The 18,045-nt window shown below is 39.2% G+C and carries 22 protein-coding genes and 1 tRNA gene; 14 read left to right on the forward strand and 9 right to left on the reverse strand.

Annotated features, from left to right (window positions below):
- Positions 1 to 32: 32 nt before the first annotated feature.
- The 8 genes from ABOO_RS05575 to ABOO_RS05610 all read left to right on the forward strand — a co-directional run bounded on the left by ABOO_RS05575 (position 33) and on the right by ABOO_RS05610 (position 6,335).
- On the forward strand, positions 33 to 2,303 hold the full coding sequence (locus ABOO_RS05575) for a DEAD/DEAH box helicase (RefSeq protein WP_012997332.1): 2,271 nt from the start codon (positions 33 to 35) through the stop codon (positions 2,301 to 2,303).
- Positions 2,304 to 2,335: 32 nt separating this feature from the next.
- On the forward strand, positions 2,336 to 3,526 hold the full coding sequence (locus tag ABOO_RS05580) for an MFS transporter (RefSeq protein ID WP_012997333.1): 1,191 nt from the start codon (positions 2,336 to 2,338) through the stop codon (positions 3,524 to 3,526).
- Positions 3,527 to 3,549: 23 nt separating this feature from the next.
- Positions 3,550 to 3,635 (forward strand) — tRNA-Ser (locus ABOO_RS05585).
- A gap of 39 nt (positions 3,636 to 3,674) precedes the next feature.
- Positions 3,675 to 4,040, forward strand: a complete 366-nt coding sequence (locus tag ABOO_RS05590) for a metal-dependent transcriptional regulator (RefSeq protein ID WP_012997334.1) — start codon at positions 3,675 to 3,677, stop codon at positions 4,038 to 4,040.
- 2 nt (positions 4,041 to 4,042) lie between these two features.
- A complete protein-coding gene (locus tag ABOO_RS05595) occupies positions 4,043 to 4,780 on the forward strand; it encodes a lipoate--protein ligase family protein (RefSeq protein WP_012997335.1) in 738 nt (245 codons plus the stop codon).
- Positions 4,749 to 5,039 (forward strand): lipoate protein ligase C-terminal domain-containing protein, encoded by a 291-nt coding sequence (locus ABOO_RS05600; RefSeq protein WP_012997336.1) that lies wholly within the window; start codon positions 4,749 to 4,751, stop codon positions 5,037 to 5,039. The genes ABOO_RS05595 and ABOO_RS05600 overlap by 32 nt, the downstream gene beginning before the upstream one ends.
- Positions 5,021 to 5,926 carry an NOL1/NOP2/sun family putative RNA methylase gene (locus tag ABOO_RS05605; protein WP_008085727.1) on the forward strand — a complete coding sequence of 302 codons (906 nt, stop codon included), beginning with the start codon at positions 5,021 to 5,023 and terminating at the stop codon, positions 5,924 to 5,926. Before ABOO_RS05600 ends, ABOO_RS05605 begins: the two co-directional genes overlap by 19 nt.
- A complete protein-coding gene (locus ABOO_RS05610) occupies positions 5,907 to 6,335 on the forward strand; it encodes a DUF7122 family protein (protein WP_012997337.1) in 429 nt (142 codons plus the stop codon). The genes ABOO_RS05605 and ABOO_RS05610 overlap by 20 nt, the downstream gene beginning before the upstream one ends.
- Here ABOO_RS05610 and thiI read toward each other — a convergent pair.
- Both thiI and ABOO_RS05620 read right to left on the reverse strand, forming a co-directional pair.
- Positions 6,332 to 7,411, reverse strand: a complete 1,080-nt coding sequence (gene thiI / locus ABOO_RS05615) for a tRNA uracil 4-sulfurtransferase ThiI (protein WP_048102953.1) — start codon at positions 7,409 to 7,411, stop codon at positions 6,332 to 6,334. The two genes, ABOO_RS05610 and thiI, sit on opposite strands and share 4 nt — an antisense overlap.
- A gap of 31 nt (positions 7,412 to 7,442) precedes the next feature.
- Positions 7,443 to 7,904, reverse strand: a complete 462-nt coding sequence (locus tag ABOO_RS05620) for a hypothetical protein (protein WP_008085730.1) — start codon at positions 7,902 to 7,904, stop codon at positions 7,443 to 7,445.
- 73 nt (positions 7,905 to 7,977) lie between these two features.
- Between ABOO_RS05620 and ABOO_RS05625 the strand changes: the two genes are divergently transcribed.
- Positions 7,978 to 8,475 (forward strand): hypothetical protein, encoded by a 498-nt coding sequence (locus ABOO_RS05625; RefSeq protein ID WP_012997339.1) that lies wholly within the window; start codon positions 7,978 to 7,980, stop codon positions 8,473 to 8,475.
- On the opposite strand, the gene ABOO_RS05630 is transcribed toward ABOO_RS05625, so the two are convergent.
- Together ABOO_RS05630 and ABOO_RS05635 are read right to left on the reverse strand one after the other, a co-directional pair.
- Complete coding sequence (locus tag ABOO_RS05630; RefSeq protein WP_008085742.1) at positions 8,464 to 10,053, reverse strand: sodium/proline symporter; 1,590 nt, start codon at positions 10,051 to 10,053, stop codon at positions 8,464 to 8,466. The genes ABOO_RS05625 and ABOO_RS05630 overlap by 12 nt on opposite strands.
- Positions 10,050 to 10,241: a hypothetical protein gene (locus ABOO_RS05635; protein ID WP_012997340.1), complete on the reverse strand. Its 192-nt coding sequence runs from the start codon at positions 10,239 to 10,241 to the stop codon at positions 10,050 to 10,052. Before ABOO_RS05635 ends, ABOO_RS05630 begins: the two co-directional genes overlap by 4 nt.
- Positions 10,242 to 10,341: 100 nt before the next feature.
- Between ABOO_RS05635 and ABOO_RS05640 the strand changes: the two genes are divergently transcribed.
- The 5 genes from ABOO_RS05640 to ABOO_RS05660 are packed head-to-tail and all read left to right on the forward strand — an operon-like array spanning position 10,342 to position 15,172.
- The gene (locus ABOO_RS05640) at positions 10,342 to 12,027 is read left to right on the forward strand and encodes an aldehyde ferredoxin oxidoreductase family protein (protein WP_012997341.1); all 1,686 of its coding nucleotides are present in this window, start codon (positions 10,342 to 10,344) and stop codon (positions 12,025 to 12,027) included.
- Positions 12,028 to 12,065: 38 nt separating this feature from the next.
- Positions 12,066 to 13,499, forward strand: coding sequence for a single-stranded-DNA-specific exonuclease RecJ (locus ABOO_RS05645; protein ID WP_012997342.1), 1,434 nt, complete (start codon positions 12,066 to 12,068; stop codon positions 13,497 to 13,499).
- A 47-nt stretch (positions 13,500 to 13,546) separates the two neighbouring features.
- Complete coding sequence (locus ABOO_RS05650) at positions 13,547 to 14,164, forward strand: translation initiation factor IF-2 subunit beta (RefSeq protein ID WP_008085661.1); 618 nt, start codon at positions 13,547 to 13,549, stop codon at positions 14,162 to 14,164.
- Positions 14,164 to 14,520, forward strand: coding sequence for a type II toxin-antitoxin system VapC family toxin (locus tag ABOO_RS05655; protein WP_008085725.1), 357 nt, complete (start codon positions 14,164 to 14,166; stop codon positions 14,518 to 14,520). Before ABOO_RS05650 ends, ABOO_RS05655 begins: the two co-directional genes overlap by 1 nt.
- Entirely contained in the window at positions 14,513 to 15,172 is a 660-nt protein-coding gene (locus ABOO_RS05660; RefSeq protein WP_008085838.1) for a DUF120 domain-containing protein, read from the forward strand. Before ABOO_RS05655 ends, ABOO_RS05660 begins: the two co-directional genes overlap by 8 nt.
- Here the strand turns inward: ABOO_RS05660 and pyrI are convergent.
- From pyrI to ABOO_RS05685, 5 genes are read right to left on the reverse strand one after another with little or no spacing between them, the layout of a single operon-like run.
- Positions 15,169 to 15,633 (reverse strand): aspartate carbamoyltransferase regulatory subunit, encoded by a 465-nt coding sequence (pyrI, locus tag ABOO_RS05665; protein ID WP_008085686.1) that lies wholly within the window; start codon positions 15,631 to 15,633, stop codon positions 15,169 to 15,171. The two genes, ABOO_RS05660 and pyrI, sit on opposite strands and share 4 nt — an antisense overlap.
- Positions 15,633 to 16,547, reverse strand: coding sequence for an aspartate carbamoyltransferase (gene pyrB / locus ABOO_RS05670; RefSeq protein WP_008085663.1), 915 nt, complete (start codon positions 16,545 to 16,547; stop codon positions 15,633 to 15,635). The genes pyrI and pyrB overlap by 1 nt, the downstream gene beginning before the upstream one ends.
- Positions 16,548 to 16,577: 30 nt before the next feature.
- Complete coding sequence (locus ABOO_RS05675; protein WP_008085651.1) at positions 16,578 to 17,423, reverse strand: DHH family phosphoesterase; 846 nt, start codon at positions 17,421 to 17,423, stop codon at positions 16,578 to 16,580.
- A 5-nt stretch (positions 17,424 to 17,428) separates the two neighbouring features.
- On the reverse strand, positions 17,429 to 17,794 hold the full coding sequence (locus ABOO_RS05680; protein ID WP_008085644.1) for a prefoldin subunit beta: 366 nt from the start codon (positions 17,792 to 17,794) through the stop codon (positions 17,429 to 17,431).
- Positions 17,751 to 18,014 (reverse strand): KEOPS complex subunit Pcc1, encoded by a 264-nt coding sequence (locus ABOO_RS05685; protein WP_008085738.1) that lies wholly within the window; start codon positions 18,012 to 18,014, stop codon positions 17,751 to 17,753. Before ABOO_RS05685 ends, ABOO_RS05680 begins: the two co-directional genes overlap by 44 nt.
- Positions 18,015 to 18,045: the final 31 nt, after the last annotated feature.

The raw sequence follows: 18,045 nt of genomic DNA on the forward strand, positions 1-18,045 counted from the left end.
TAAATTTAAATCTTTCCTTATGATACATACTCGTGTATATTTCACATCCCCTGCTCAGAGAGAATGCGGTGGAAGAGAGGGAGTACCAAGTTAGCATTGCAAAGAGTGCTTTGAGAGGAAATACGCTAGTAGTTTTGCCCACGGGCCTTGGTAAGACGATAATTGCAATTCTAGTTCTCGTTGAGGTCTTGCAGAAGAAGGGAGGGAAAATTTTATTTTTGGCTCCCACAAAGCCATTGGTGGAGCAGCACGCAAGAACGATAAAAAAATTGACAAAAATAGAGGATGTTATAGTTTTGACAGGAGAGGTCAGTAGGAAGAAGAGAAAAGAGCTATACGGCTCTGCAAAGGTTGTGGTTGCAACTCCCCAAATAATCCAAAATGACATCATTGCAGGAGAGTTAAAGATAGGTGATTTCTCCCTTGTAATTTTTGACGAGGCACATAGGGCTGTAGGAAACTATGCGTATGTGTACATTGCGAAAAAGTACAGGAAATCCAGAGAAGATCATCTGATTCTCGGGATAACTGCCTCTCCGGGAGGAGATGAAGAGAAGATAATGGAGATTATAGAGAATTTGGGAATTGAAAATGTGGAAATAAGAACAGAAGAGGATAAAGATGTTAAAAAGTATGTAAAGGGCTTTAAAATTAAATGGATAGAGCTTCCCATGCCAAATGAGATAAGAGAGTTGTACGGAAAGCTGAAAGAGTTGTACAATTCCATAATCACAGAACTGAGAAAATTCGGATTGTTTTCTACATTAAAAAAGCCTACTAGAAGAGATGTGCTAAGAGCTCAAAAAATAGTGCAGCAAGAAATAAAGGATGGTAAGAGCGAGTTTTATCAAGCTGCAATGCTTATAACCATGGCGATAAAGATTGATTATGCTCTAGAATATTTAGAAACGCAGGGGTTTGAAGCTGCTTATAATTATCTTTTGCGCATAATTGAAGAGGGAAACTCGAAGGGTGGAAGCAAGGCAGCTAGGACATTGGTGAGAGATGAAAGGTTCATAGAAATGATGAAGATAGCAAGAAAAATTGAGGAAAGGAAAGGGGATATAGAGAATCCAAAGCTAAATGCCCTAAGGGTGATAATAAGAAAAGAGCTCGCAGAGAACAAAGATTCAAGAATTATAGTATTTACGCATTTTAGGGAGACAGCACAGCTCGTTGCAAATGCGCTTAATGAAGTTCCAGGTGTGAGAGCAGCCAGATTTGTTGGTCAGGCAAGCAAGGGGGAGGATAAGGGACTGCGGCAGAAAGAGCAGGTTGAGCTAGTTGAAAAATTCAAGAAAGGCGAGTACAATGTTCTCGTAGCCACAAGCGTGGCTGAGGAGGGCTTGGATATACCAGCCACAGATATGGTAATATTTTATGAGCCAGTGCCTTCGGAGATAAGGAGTATACAAAGGAGAGGCAGAACTGGAAGAGCAAGAATTGGGAAGGTTGTAATTTTAACGATTAAGGGTACGAGAGACATTGCTTATCTCTGGTCCTCAAGAAATAAGGAGAAGAAGATGAAAAACGAGCTGTTATGGCTTCGCATGCTTTTAAAGGATAAACTGAAGAATGTGGAGAAGAGAGAAGTGATGAAGGAAGAAAAGAAGAAAAAGGGACAATTAAGGCTCGTTGATTTTGAAGATTCTCCAAAACCCATCATCTATGTTGATACCCGCGAATTTAGGAGCAATGTTGTGAAGTATTTATCTGAGAATTATTCAATAGTGGCAAAGCAATTTGAAGTGGGAGATTACATCATATCTGATAGAATCGCTATTGAGAGGAAAAAAGTTGATGATTTTTTAGATTCTCTAAAAGATGGAAGGTTGTTCTCGCAAATGGTTGAAATGCGCAGAAATTATGAAGTACCCATACTAATAATTGAGGGAGAGAGCCTGTTTATAAGAGGATTTCACGAAAATTCCATATATGGTGCATTAGCTTCAATAATCTCCGATTACAAAATTCCAATAATATTTACAAAAGATGCGAGAGAGACTGCAAAGTTCATCGAAGCTTTGATGAGAAGGGAATTGGGAGAGAGGGGCGAAGTATCGCTCAGAAAAGAGAAGAGGGCTATGAGCACGGAAGAGAGGCAGAGGTACATAATAGAATCCCTACCAAATGTTTCTGCAAAGCTATCGCAGCGATTGCTAGAGCATTTTGGAAGCGTTAAAGATGTGATTAACGCGGAGGTAGGTGAATTAATACAGGTAAAGGGCATAGGAAGGAAAACTGCCGAGGAGATTTACGATATTGTCAACAAGAAATACAAAAAGTTAAATACAAAAAATTAAATATAAAAAGTTAATCCGCTAATAAGGTAAAAATGGAGATTAAGAATTTCGGAGATTTGCCCAAAAATGCAAAGCGCTACATTCTCCTTCACACTATAGGCTCACCACTGATGATTGGTGATTATGTTGTGCTAGTGTACTTGCTCTTAACAGGGTACAAGGTAATAAGCGTAGGTGCTGTTTTTACTGCAATAAATTTTATTGAGCTCCTATTTCCTGCCATTTTAGGAAGGTTGTATGATACAAAGATAAGTGCAAAGCTCGCAATGAGTTTAATCTATTTTCTAGAAGGGCTTGCATACTTTTTCTTCTACTTAGTTTCTGGCCCCGGGACTTGGATTTTTCTTGTTTTGGGTGTATTCATCATGAAATTCGCAACTGTGTTTTATCCCATATTCCCCACATACGAGCATTATGTGTATCCTGAAGAAATAAGAGAGAAAGCTATGCTCTATCATCTAATGGTTCCCGAGTATGTTCAAATCGTGGCATTTCCCATATTTGGATTTCTCCTTACTTACATTTATCCAAGTGTTTCCGCTTACCGAAATACTTTACTTTTTATTTCCGCTGGCTCTTTTTTGATGATAGTTTACATTTTCTACGCAATAGAAGATATAAGAAAAGAGAAAATAGAGAAAGAAAGCTTCAAATTTTCAATACCCAAAAATTTCCTGTCTCTCTTCTTAATTGAAGATGCCTTGATAATAGCAGAATCTATGGTTCCCACAATCACATTAACCTATTTTGTCATGTTCATTCTTAAACAAAGCTTCTTCGTATTGATGCTGTTAGAAGTTATAAATTCTGCAGTGACCATAATTGGTGGGCATTATTTAAAGAGTAGAGAGAGGAGCAAAAGAACTCTTTTAATTGGAGGTGTGATACTCTTTGCCCTTGTCAATGTATTTTATATTATCGCTGCCTGGCAGATGAGCATAGTTCCAGTTATTGTAGGAATAATAGTCCAAACTTTGGGAAATCTTTTCTGGTTTCCAGTGCATAGAACAATGCTGTTCAACACAATTCCCGAGGATAAGAGAGGCATGTTTTTCGGCTCAATGTCCACAGCTTTTCGAGTTTCAACAGCTGCTGCACCATTTGTTAGCGTTTTATTAATCTCTCTATGGGTGTACTTGCCCTTCGCCTTGGCAGGAGCTCTTTACTTCATTGCAGGACTTGGATATTATATTCTCACAAAGAACTCTGAGAAAACTTTTTAAATTTAATACCAATGACCTCGCAGGCCGGGGTAGCCAAGTGGACTACGGCGCCAGCCTTGAGAGCTGGTTCCCTGTATTGGGAGCGGGAGTTCGAATCTCCCCCCCGGCGCTTGCTAAAAGTTTTAATAGGTTAAAAATTTGTAGATTTATGCAAGAAATTAGAGAGACTTACATTGAGAGAATTTATGAGCTAAAGAACAAGAAAGGATATGTAAAGACTGTAGATCTTGCAAAAGAGCTTGATGTCAAGCCCTCAAGTGTGACAGAGATGCTTCAAAAACTCGCGGATGAGGGTTATGTTATTTATGAAAAATACAGAAAGATAGACCTGACCGAGAAAGGACTCAATCTTGCAAGAGCTCTAGAAAGAAGGCATAAGGCCATAAAGAAGCTTTTAATGTACATTGGCGTAAGCGAAGAAATTGCCGATAAAGATGCTTGCGTTATAGAGCATGTTCTCAGCAAAGAGTCCGTGGATAAGATAATAGAGTTTGCAGATAAAATAAAGGTGTGAGTATGGAGCTTCGGGTAATATTTGATGAAAAGCATAAGGCGTTCTGGAACATGGCTCTTGATGAATCTCTTTTAATGCATCTAAAAGATGCAGGTCCTACACTTCGTCTCTATGGCTGGAATCCTACGGCTGTAAGCATAGGATATTTTCAGAGCTTGGAAGAAGAGGTAAATGTAGAGAGGGCAAAGGAAATGGGCGTGGATTTAGTGCGCCGCATAACAGGAGGTGGAGCGGTGTATCACAAATGGGAGCTTACATATTCTATTGTACTGCCCCCACCTCCAGGAAAGGTGCTCGATTCTTACAAGTTAATAGAGAAAGGACTCATAGAAGCTTTCAAAGACTTGGGTATAGAAGCTAAATACTCTGGAATAAATGATATTGAAGTAAATGGCAAGAAGATCTCTGGCAATGCACAAACGAGAAAGTATGGAGGATTGCTGCAGCATGGAACGATTTTGATAGATGTAGATATAGAAGAGATGTTCTCGCTTCTAAAAGTCCCAAGGGAGAAGCTCAAGGATAAGATTATAAAGAGCGTGAAGGATAGAGTCACTTCGCTTAGTGCTCTAGGCATAGATATGGAATTTCAAGAACTCCAGAAAATAGTGGCTGAAGGGTTCAAAAAAGCGCTAGATGCAGATCTCTATGAAGAAGATCTAAACAGAGAGATTATAAATAAGGCAAAAGATCTGGAGGTTCATAAGTATGCAACAAAAGAGTGGCTTTACAGAAGGTAGGGTGGATTTCAAAGCAGGCAAGCTCATAAGGATTAGAGCCAAGTTCAGAGATGATAAGATAGAAGATATAAGAATAACTGGAGATTTTTACATATATCCAGAAGATTCGATAGAGCTCTTGGAAGAGAAATTGAAAGGTGCTAGAATTGGAGATGTTGATAAGATAATAAATTATGTTTTAGAGGGGGCAGAGTACATAGGTATAGATTCTAAATCTCTAAGCATGGCGGTGAGAGAAGCATGGACGAACAGAAAATAGAGTATTTTATGCAGTACAGCGAGATTATTCCGAATTTTGATGCATTTATGGAGAGTTTAGATAAACCGCAACCATACTGGATGCGGGTTAATACTCTAAAAATTAGGGAGGAAGAGTTAATTGAGAGATTAGAGAATAAGGGATTCAAACTTGAAAAATACAAAAATTTGAATGCTTACAGAATAATAGATATGCCTGTAAAGCATCCTGGGGCTACGATAGAACACTCTCTTGGCTATTATTATATCCAGGACCTATCTTCAATGGCCCCCGTTCTTGCACTAAATCCACAAAGAGGAGAGAAGATATTAGATATGGCAGCGGCACCTGGAAGCAAAACCACGATGCTCGCAGAGCTTATGAGAGAAGGAACTATAGTGGCAAATGATATTAATTTTAACAGATTAAAATCCTTGGGGGGAAATTTAGAGAGATTAGGGATTACAAATGTGCTCATAACAAAGAAAGATGCAAAAAAGGGAAATTTCGGGATAAAATTTAATAAGATACTTCTGGATGCACCCTGCTCAGGAGAGGGGACTGTGAGAAAGAATCCTTGGGGATTTAGAGTTGTGGGAGATAGAGAGCATAAAATGCTTGCAAGAAACCAAAAAATAATGCTCAAAAATGCGAGCAGGCATGTCAATAATGGTGGTATCATAGTTTACTCAACTTGCACTTTCAATCCATGGGAAAATGAAGGTGTGGTGAAGTATGGAATTGAGACCTTGAGTCTTGAACCAGTTTACTTTGATATTCCAATTCCGCATTTTAAAGGTGTGGAAGAGTGGGGGGGAGAAAAGTACGAGTATGGAGAATATTACAAGAGAATCTACCCACATTTAGAAGATACGGGGGGTATGTTCATTGCAGTTCTTAAAAAATAATTATTATGGCAAGTACTTTGTTGAGAGGTTTGGCATTCCTGAAAAGATTGTTGAGAGGTATACATTTTGGGTCAGAGGCAAGAGAGTATGGGCATTCAGCGGAGAGTACATCGATATCAAAGATATTGAAGTATTGGGCATAAAAGCCCTATCTTTAGGCAATACTCCCAAACCCTCCACAGCCTTCTTGAGAGTTATTGGAAAATATGCCACAAAGAATGTTGTGCATTTAGAGAAAGAGCAAACTATAAAATTCTTAAAAGGGGAGGATATTGAGGAAGAATTTAATGTTGACCCGGGATATGTGATTGTAAAGAGCGATGAAGATATTCTAGGATGTGGTTTGTATAAAGGGGCATTGATTAACCAGCTCCCTAAAAAATACAGGTATGAGAATACATGGCTCTAGATTCCGAGCCTTTTTCTTATTTTCTCAAATTCTTCATAATTTCCCTGCACCACAACATATTTTGCCTTGAAGGGGCATTTTTCCTCTCCCCCCTCGAGAAATACATTGTAAGTGCCAATATTCTTAGCTATGCCTTCAATCTCATTTTTGTCCATTCCAATTAACGGCCTGTAAATAGGATAACTTGTAGCCTGACTCTCAATGTACATATTTTCTAAAGTTTGTGAGGCCACTTGCCCCAGAGAGTCTCCTGTAACTATACCCAATGCCCCATATTTATTTGCAATCCTGTCTGCAATTTTGAGCATAGTGTATTTGCAAAAGACGCAGGTCCACCGCTCTCTATGCATCTCTCTCAATTTATCGGAAATCTTGCTTAGCTCTTCGTAATGATTCTTAACAACAAGCTCAATTTTCCTTGGAGAGTACTGCTCTAAAACTTCTAATATTTTCTTTACCTTTTCCACACCAGAATCGCTGTGTTTCATATGCAAAGCAATTATCTTCGCACCCCTCTTCATCATAAGATACGCAGCCACAGGAGAATCTATGCCTGAAGAGATGAGCATTATTAATTTTCCTGCAGAGCCCACGGGTAGACCTCCCACGCCTTTATATGTTTCAAGGTAAACATAGAACTTCCCATCTATGATTTCAATACCTATGACAAGCTCGGGCTTTTCCAAATCAACTTTCCATCCGAACTCTCTCACGATAAACGCTCCAATCTCCTCATTTATCTCTTTAGATGTTTTGGGATAGTTCTTATCAACTCTTTTAGTATAAACTCTAAAACTCTCTGGTTCATATATGGCCAGCTCTTTACTCAAATACTCGAAGATATCCTCATACTTCACCTCCTTTGCAGGAGAGACAGAAACCACACCAGGGCACTTGGCAATGAGAGGTACTGCCTGCGGAGATGCATAAACAAATATCCTTCCTCTCAAAATTTTAGTGTGTGATGCGTAACCGTACCTCTTCAACTTTACCTCTATATTCTTCGCCAGCAACTCTTCAAATTTTCTGCGATTCTTGCCTTTGAGCCCTATTTCCCCGTACCTTACAATTATCATCCTATTGCCAGAGATGTCTCTGTATAAAAATTTATCTAATCCCAAACACATTTTGAAGAGCATTTTTGTAAAGAGCATAGAGATCCTCGAAAGATATCCGGTTCTTGGAATATTTGCTCACTGCATCTTTAAGCTCTCTAAGAGAATAAACTTGAGATATTATCTGAGAATCAAGGTACACAAACGCCCTGTCTAAAGATGTCTCTGCACTCTTATACACAGCCCTACGCCAGCTCATTTTCTCATCTTCACTCATCTTGTAATAAGTCCCAGGTAAGTTCCTCCCGATGCACCTTGAGCCAAGCAAAAGTTCTAGCTTGTCCCAAGTCATCGCGCTCCAAGGATCTTCCTTTTTCTCTTCTATCACAACTGGCGAATCGGATTTTTGTACAGTTTTTAATTCTTTAAAATCCTCTTTTAAGAGATAATACGCCCCCAATCCCAGAGAGCTAAGAACGAGCAGTGCAATTCCTCTTTTCTTAGGATCGTCCATCAATTTGATATTGCATAAATTATTTTTAAACTTTTGCCTAAAATATTAAAAACTCCTATACTATTTGCCCAATATGAAGGTCAAGGTTATGAAACCAAGGTTCAAACCAAAAGAAAGTACAAATTTTGTGCTCTATCCATATCATATTTTTCATATAAGACTTCATTATAAAAGGTTAGGATTGAAAGATAAGATCTTCAATTATTTTGGATACATAGATCTGTACAGATTCGGTGCGGAGAGGGGAGATAGTTTCATAGGCATAGAAGAATGGGATGTTGACGAAAAAAGTGTAATGAAGGCAGTTGTAACTGATTACGATGAGATAAAAAATTTTGCAATGAAGAAAGCTGTGGAATGGGGAGCATTGCGCATAGTTTCTTGGTGGCATCCCTTAGTTGAAATTGTGAGAGAAGAGAGAGCTTATAAAATTTTTTGGGTTTACAGGAGAGGAGCTGAATCTTTTGTGATGGATAGTTTCAACGGCCAAGAATTTCCAATAAATTCCCTGCTTAACAACACTGGGTGTGTAAGAAAAACAAAAATAAAGAGGAAAAAATCAAGGAATTAGAGCATTGAGAAGCACATGCTCTGCCACATGCTCAACCTGGCTCTTTGCTCTTGTCTCCGCAACGGTCTTCTCTGCAGTATTCTCCACAGCTACTTTCTTGTAAAGGCTTAGATGTCTCTTCACAACATCCTCTGGTGGCTTTGTTACCAAGCTCACTATGATTATCACAAACAGAGTTATAAAGAAGTTTACAAAGAATATTGGAACTCCCTTCAATGGCCCACTAGTAAATGCCCAGCCAATAGTGCTCTCCATATAAACCTCAGATATAAGTCCATAGAGCATACCAACTATTATTCCTTCCTTTGTTATCCTCTTCCACCATAGTGATAGTATTAATGGCGGTCCAAAGCCAACACCTAATCCACCCCAGGCAGTTGCAACCATTCCGTACACAAGTGGATTGGGTCTAAGTGCAAACCATAGTGCTATGAGGCCTAAGATGAAAACTACCAGTCTCCCTATATTAACCATCTGCTTCTGAGTGGGTTCATAATTGAATATCTTGTGTATGTAATCTCTACCAACAGCGGATGCTGCCACAAGAAGCTGTGAATCAGCGGTACTCATCACTGCAGATATTATACCAGAGATAAGTATACCAGCAACTAGTGGTGGTGTGAAGTGCACAATCAATGCAGGTATTATTTGCTCTGGATCGCTCACGGTTAGAGAGCCTTTTTGAACTAGGGCAATTCCCAAGAAGCCACCAAAGAATGCACCCCACAGAACCAATATAGTCCATATTATACTTATGAAAATTCCAGGTCTTCTGAGTTCTTTAGGGTGCTTGGCAGCCATGAACCTGGTCTGGATGTGAGGCTGTCCTATGTAACCTACAACCCAAGATGCATAACCTATGGCAAATACCACCGCAGCTAAACCAACTGCACCTCCAAACGGAGATAGCTTTGTGGGATCTGCCTGCCCGATAAGATTTATTGCATTAGCAAATCCCCCAACTTCGCCTACAATCAAGAATGGAACAACTATAAGCACTGTGAGCATAAGCAGTGCCTGAAAGACATCGGTCCATACCACTGCGAAGAATCCGCCAACGACCACATAGGCCACCAGAATTACAAATGTTATAACTGCGCCCCATTCATAACTAACACTGAATGCCTCTGCAAAGGTCTTACCTCCTGCTGCAAACTGGGCTGCCACATAGGCGGTCATGAATACCAAAATTATAAGACCCGAGATAAAGCGTATTAGCTTTGTATGGTCTTTAACTCTGGCCTCTAAGAAATCAGGTATAGTTATTGCCTTGAGCTTTCCTGCATATATTCTCAATCTGACAGCCATCATTGTCCAGTTGAGCAGGGTACCACCTAGACATCCTATGGCGGCCCAAATTGCACCAACACCAGCTTTGAAAGCACTACCTGGATAACCCAGCATAAGCCAACCTGAGAAATCACTTGCTTTATCGCTCAGAGATGCTGCTAAGATATGAACATGTCTTCCTCCAATGTAGTACTGGCTCTCGTTCTTTGTATACTTGTTTGACCACCAGCCGATAAAGGCCAGGATGAACAAGTATATAATAAAGCCAACCAGTATTCCCCAGCTCATTTTTCTCCCTCCTTCTCTGCCTTGACAATTTCTTCATCGTAGGCAAGTATGTCATCGTCCACATAGTATACCTTGTGCACTATCTTGTCCCAGTAACCGTATAAAAGCATTATCAAAAGTCCAACGATCACTGGGACAATAATCTCCACCCATGCTGCTGTGCTAAGCTCATACATGTCAACACCCATGCTCTCATGCACCAAGGCATATAAAAATATTTCGCATCCAAGATATAAAAATCTTTTGGGGATTGAGTTAAATTTTTAATGCGTATGGAGATTACCCACTATGTATGGATGGAGCGGAAAAGGTCTGATAATTGATTTAGATGAGAAATCTGCAAAAGAATTTGAAATTGACAAGGATATTTTGAGGGATTATATAGGTGGTAGGGGGTTAGGAGTAAAGCTCTATTACGACATAATTGAACCCACGATTCATCCCTTTGACGATGAGAATACCTTAGTTTTCACTGTGGGTCCATTAACTGGCGTAGCCCCAATGTCTGGCAGGCATAGTGTTGTATCAAAATCTCCGCTTACAGGAACCATTTTAGATTCTAACTCAGGAGGTTTTTGGGGGAAAGAGTTGCATTACGCTGGATACGATGCACTTATTGTAAAAGGAAAGGCTGAAGAGCCCATTTACATAAGGATCAATGATGATGAGGTGGAATTTGAGAGTGCCAAAGATCTATGGGGTTTGGATGTAAAAGATACCACGAATAGATTGAAAGGGTATGGAAGTGTCGCCACAATAGGACCGGCAGGAGAGAAGGGTGTGTTATACGCGGGTATAATGAATGACTACACTCATACTGCCGGAAGAGGTGGGTTAGGAGCAATAATGGGAAAGAAGAATCTAAAGGCAATCGTTGTTAAGGGTTCAAAAAAACCAAAGGTTGCAGATGTGGAGAAGTACAAAGAGGCAATGATGGATATGGTGAAACTACTCGAAGCATCCCCTCCAGTAAACAAAGGCCTTCGCGTATTTGGCACTGCGATGCTCTACGATATCGTAAATTATCTTGATGTTATGCCTACAAACAATTTTAATGATGTGCATTTTGAGGGAGGAAATCTATCCGGTGATTACATTTTGAAAAATTACAATGTAGAGAGTCATGGATGCTGGGGTTGCCCCATCAACTGCAAGAAGAGAGATAAAGATAGGAACATAGAGTTGCCCGAATACGAGACAATATGGGCATTTGGACCGAATATTGAAAATGGAGATTATGAAAGGGTTGTGCAGGCAAATTTAAAATGCAATAATCTTGGGATGGATACAATAACTGCAGGTGCAACTATAGCACTATATAGAGAGCTCACAGGCAAGGATGTGCTTGATGAAATTGAAAAGATACCTGAGGATGAAGAATTATCTAAGGGTTCAAGAATTCTCGCTAGAAAATATAAGGCGGAGGAGAAGAGCACAGATATTAAAGGATTAGAGCTACCTGGCTATGACCCCCGTGGTCTATACGGGCAGGCATTGAGCTACGCCACAAGCAATCGCGGTGGCTGTCATCTCCGTGCCTACATGGTAGCTCCCGAAATAATTGGAAAGCCAAAATTAATACACAGATTGAGTCCGGAGGGGAAAGCAGGTCTCGTTGTAATTTTCCAAAATTTAAATGCTGCTATAGATTCTCTAATTCTCTGCAAATTTACGGGCTTTGCAATGACGGAAGTTGAGTACTCAAAGTTGCTATCCTCCGTAACTGGAGTACATTACAAGAGCGAGGATATTCTTCGTGTTGGAGAAAGAATATACAATTTAGAGAGATTATTCAATGTGAAAAATGGAATTGATGGAAAGTACGATACCCTACCACCAAAAATATTTGAGGGAAAGAACGCTATGGATAGAAAAATATTTGAAGAGATGCTTCAAGAGTACTATGAGTTTAGAGAATGGGTTAACGGAGTGCCAAAGAAAGAAAAACTGCGCAAATTGGGTATCATATCCTGATTCCAAAAATTTTTTTATTAGTGCCTCATGCCAAATTCGTGGAATCTTTTTTAAAGAGGGCTAAGGAGATTGCGAGGAAGATTGAAGAAGCAGATAAGATAGTTATTGTAAGCCACATAGATGCAGATGGCATAACTTCTGGTAGCATAGCAGCGAGAGCTTTGCAAAGATTAAACAAGGATTTTCGCATAGATTTTGTAAAGCAGCTTGATGAGAGAAAAATTGAAGAGTTGAAGGATGAGAACCCGGATTTAGTATGGTTTACAGACCTTGGAAGTGGTATGGTTCATCTAATGTATGGACTAGATGCGGTTATAACCGACCATCATGTGCCCAGTAGTTTGAATGTAATTGTGCCAAAGAAAGCAAGAAAAAATCTAACTTCATTTTTTGAAGAATTATCAAAGAGCGATGTCTTGCAGCTCAATCCTCACATATTTAATAGAAATGGAGCTGTGGATATAAGTGGGGCAGGAACAACATACTTGGTTGCAAGGGAATTGGATAGGAGAAATGTGGATTTGAGTCCCCTCGCAATTGTTGGAGCCATTGGGGACATGCAAGATACTGAAAATTTAAGGCTCACAGGCACAAATAGGGTGATTTTGAAAGAGGCAAAAGAGCACAATTATGTGGATTTCTTCTTAGATGCAAGGTTCTTTGGAAGAGAAACCAAGCCCGTTTACAAGATGTTACAGTTCTCTACAGACCCTCTACTTCCCACCCTAACAGGTGATGAAAAGAGATGCATAGCATTTCTGAAGGAGCTGGGAATACCCTTAAAGAGGGATAGATGGAGAAGATGGATCGATTTGACAAAAGAGGAAAAAAAATTGATACTTTCAGAGCTTGTTAAACTCATTTTGAGAATGGGCTACGGTTATGAGATGGCTAAAAGATTAATAGGAGAGGTTTATATTTTGAAGAATGAAGAAAGGGGTACTCCATTGAGGGATGCAAAAGAATTTGCCACATTGCTGAATGCTTGTGGCAGATACAACAAAGCATTTATTGGCTATCAAGTATGCCTAGGAGATAGAGATGAGTACTACAAAAAGGCATTAAATATGCTAAATCATCATAGAAGAAACTTGGTTGATGGTGTGAATTTTGTTAAGGAGATAGGAATAGTTAAAAGAGAGTTTTTGCAATACTTCCATGCAGGCGAAAATATCAACGAGAACATAGTTGGCATAGTAGCTTCAATGATACTCACAGAGGAGGGAAATAGGGAATTGCCCATAATCGCCTTCGCGAACAGCGAGGATGGGAATATAAAGGTATCCGCTAGGGCTCCAAGAGCGCTTGTGGATAAGGGGTTGAATCTATCAATAATAATGCGTGAAGCTTCCGCAGAAGTTGGTGGCTATGGAGGAGGACATAATATTGCAGCAGGTGCTTCCATACCTAAGGGCAAAGAGGATGAGTTCTTGGATATCGTGGAAAATATGATAAAAAAGCAACTTGAATGATGCAAAGTTTTTTAAATATAAACTTATTTGGGCACTAAGGTGGAAACATGACAGATATGTACGATTACGATTCTTTACTTGCCCGTGTTCGTGAGGCTTTGCCTGAAGAGATTAAGAATAGAGAGAGATTTGAAGTTCCAAAGGTAGAAGTAATTTATGAAGGAAAGAACACAATTATCAAGAATTTTATGGATATTGTTAAGAGGATAAACAGGGACCAAATGCATGTCTATAAATATCTTATGAGAGAACTTGGAACCGCTGGAAGTATTCAGGGAGATAGGCTGGTTTTAAAAGGGCGTATTTCACAATCTCTCATTCAAAGCAGAATTGATAGTTATGTAAAGACCTATGTAATATGCTATGAATGCGGCTCTCCCGATACAGAGCTTAGAAAGGAGGGAAGGGTTGAGATCCTAGTGTGCAAGGCTTGCGGTGCAATAAGGCCTGTGCATGGAAAGGTGGCTGTGAAATTCAGCATGTCCAAGCTTGAAGAGGGAAAGGTTTACAATGTAGAAATCACTGATTTGAGTAGAGATGGAGATGGCATAGCAAAATATGGTGATTATACTATTTATGTTCCTGGTGCAAGAAAGGGAGAGCAGGTAAAAGTAAAAATTGTTAAAATAAAGAAAAATGTGGCGTTTGGGAGGATAGTCAGCTGATGAATGTTGTGCTAGATGCAAATGCTCTTATGATGCCATTTGAGTATCGCTTGAATTTAGATTTAGAAATAAAGAGGGTATTAGGCAATGTAAATATTTTGGTACCATCTTGCATACTTGGAGAATTAGAAAGATTATCGAGGAAGAGATGGGAGGCAAAGGCAGCTTTACAACTTGCAAAGAAGTATGAGATGATAGAAGTGGAAAAACTCGGAGATAATGGAGTTTTGGAAGCTGCAAAAAAGCTAAATGCTTATGTGGTAACGAACGATAGAGCCTTTGCAAGGATTTTAAAAAAAGAAGGAATAAAGGTTATATCTATGAAACAAAATCATTTGGTGATTGAAAATGATTGACCCAAAAATAGTAAGTGCGCTTAAGCAAATTGCATTATACGGAGGAAATAGAGATTTTGTAGAAATTTCTACATCAAATTTCGGTAAGGACTTGGGAATAAGTCAGCAGAGTGCTTCCAGAAGAATTAGAGACTTGGAAAGCAATGGATTTGTAGATATAAGAAGATTTGGAAAGAAAATATGGGTAAAGATCACAAAAAAAGGTATGGATTTATTAAAGAAAGAGGCCATGGATTACAGAAGGATTTTTGAGATTGCAGAGAAGATCGAAATAACTGGAGAGGTTATAAGTGGTTTGGGCGAGGGAAAGTATTACATAATGAAGGATGGATATTTCAACCAGATAAAAGAAAAACTATTTTTTGAGCCGTATCCAGGAACTTTGAATGTAAGAGTTTATGCAAGAGACATTGAGAAAGTAGAGATGTTGCACAATCTTCCAGGAATATTGATAAAAGGATTTGTGTCTGAGGGAAGAACATTTGGTAATGTAAAGGCATTTCTTTGCACGATAAACGGTAAAGATGCGGCAGTGATAATGCCTGAAAGAAGTCACTATACAGATGTTGTTGAAATAATTGCAGATAAAAGTTTGAGAAAGGAGTTGAATTTAGAGGATGGCTCCATAGTGGATATCGTTATTTTTCCTTAAAGTATGTTTTCGATGATGTCTTCAACGCCCATCTCTCTCTCACAGTACTTGCATTTAAGTATAACGGGATTCTTTGATATAACTTTGAACTCTGATACAACAGGCTCTCTTTGATTTGTTATGCATCTTGGGTTCATACATTTAACAATTCCAACTATCTCATCTGGCAATTCAACCTTATGCTTATTGACCACTTTATAATTCTCGATAACATTAACAGTTGCAGTTGGTGCAATTAACGCAATTTTATCAATTTCCCTTTCATCTAAAAATCTATCTTCTATTTTAACAACATCCTTGCATCCCATTCTACTCTTCACATGCATCACCAAGCTCACTGTAGAGCCAATATCTCCGTTTATATTTAAAATCTTTAAAACTTTCAGGGCCATGCCACACGGAATATGGTCTATGACTATTCCATTCCTTATTTTTTGAACTTTAAGTGTTTGCTCTTCCATTATACTACCCCCAGGACAAGTGCCAGTAATGCCATCCTAACAGGCACTCCATTAAAGGCCTGCTGAAAATACCTTGCATGCTTGGTATAATCCACCTCCGGCTCGATTTCATCTACCCTCGGTAATGGATGCATAACTATTGCTTTCTCTTTAGCTTTATTCAGCAATTCAGAAGTTATTCTGTAAGAGCCAGCCACTTTTTTATATTCTGTAGGATCTGGAAATCTCTCTTTTTGTATGCGGGTTACATAAAGAACATCCGCATCTTCTATAACATCTTCTATTTTATCCGTCTCCACAGGTTTTTCCTTCAGCTCTCTTATGATGTGAGAAGGCATTCTTAAAAGCTCTGGAGATACGAGGTATATATTTGCACCAAGATAACTCAATGCATAAGCCAAGGAGTGTACAGTACGGCCATACTTCAAATCTCCTATTAAAGCCACATTTAACCCCTCGATCTCTCCAAATTCCTGATGGATGGTGAATAAATCAAGGAGGGTCTGCGTAGGATGCTGACCTGCACCATCTCCTGCATTTATAACTGGATTGCTCGCAAATTCGGCTGCCAATCTTGCCGAACCCTCGTATGGATGCCTTATCACTATCACATCGCTGTATGAATCCATAACTCTTACTGTATCTGCTAAGGTCTCCCCCTTGGAAATGGATGTGGCAGAAGGATTACTAAATCCTATTACAGAACCACCTAAGCGATGCATTGCAGATTCAAAAGATAATCTAGTTCTTGTAGATGGTTCAAAGAATAGTGTGGCTAAGATTTTTCCATCCAAAAGGTCACTTTTTCTCTCTCCCCTCGCGATGGGGAGCATTTCCCTTGCCACTTCAAAAATTATATCCATTTCTTCCTTGGAGAGCTCTTTTATTGAGACAATATCCCTGCCTTTGAACATTAATTCTATATAGGTAAGTGATATTTAAAATTACCTTTCAAGATATTTAGAGGACACAATTAAGGCTGCATTGAGAATTGCCTCCAAATCACCTATACAACTCATACCTGCAGCTTTTTTATGTCCTCCATATTTGCAGGAAAAATCTTCTGACAATTCTTTAAAAATATCGAGGAGATTTGCCTCCCTGCTTCTTCCTATAACCCTAACCTCATCTTTCCTTGCAGAGCCCACAAAAACAATGTCTGCGAAGGATATGAGCTCTGTGGCAACAATACTCTCATTTGCACTTACTCTCGTGGCCACCACAATCTTGTTCCCGTAACTTCTGTATATAGCTCTCTGAAATCCCTTTAGCACCGATATTTTTTCACTGAATGTAATGGGCATATCCACGATGGTGCGAATTTCTTGAAATTCTATATCATAGGCATTCATAATTTCGTAGAATATTTGCAAGGTTCTTCTATTGGCATGCTTGAACCATAGTGTATCACTTATCATACCAGCAAGGAGCAATAGGGCTGCAAATCTAGATGGCTTCTTTTTGTGAATATCGTAAACCATTTCTGCACAAGAGGGGTAAGAAGGATCAACATACCTTTTATCTGCTTCAATATTGTTGCTCTCGTGATGATCGTATACCACATCAATTTTTAAGTTAGAGAACTTCCCTAGTTGCTCTCTGCTAGCAGTATCCACGGTGATAACTTCATCATAATCAAAATCTATATTATCTCTAACTTCCAAATTTTTCTCCCTCACAAGATTTTTAACATATCTATCTAAACCATCGGAGACTATAACTGCATCACCTAGTATCTCAGATAAATAATAAGCGGAGGAAAACGCATCAATATCTGCATTCTTATGCATTAAAATTATCCGGATACGGCTCCGCCCCCGTAAGCCGCAGCGAACTCTCTCTGTATCTCCTCATATTTTTTCTGCAATAGCTCCTGTTGTCTCTGTACCGCTTTTATTCTTAGCTCTAACATCTCTTTCTTCTCTTCTAACTCTTTCTTTACTTCATCCTTGCTTTTAGCTCTAACTAAAATGCTTCCAACATGCTTGTAAATAGGTGCATCATCACCCACTTTCTCCAACTCTTCCAAGCTCTTTTCAACTTCCTTCAAACTAACTTCCAGTTGATATCTCTGAGCTACTATAACTTCAAGCTCCCCCTGCAATTTTTGCGCCTGCTCAAGTTTCTCCTGTAGATGAGGAGTCAGATTCAATTCTACCATTCTCAATCACCTCCATAATATCATACGCAAGCTCAATCCATCTCAAATACGAGTTCAAGGCTGCCCTTAAGGCATGTGAATCATCCGCATCTATAATTATCTCCAAATTCTCATTAGAAACAATATTTACTTTCGTTCTAGGAATCTCTCTACCTGCTTCTACATTTAAAGCCTTGTATATCTCCTCGCTACCGGGCAGCTCTATGATTGCTCTTGGCACATGGGTGTATTTGCTTTCGCTATAAATAATA

This window comes from Aciduliprofundum boonei T469, from assembly GCF_000025665.1.
Taxonomy (GTDB): domain Archaea; phylum Thermoplasmatota; class Thermoplasmata; order Thermoplasmatales; family Aciduliprofundaceae; genus Aciduliprofundum; species Aciduliprofundum boonei.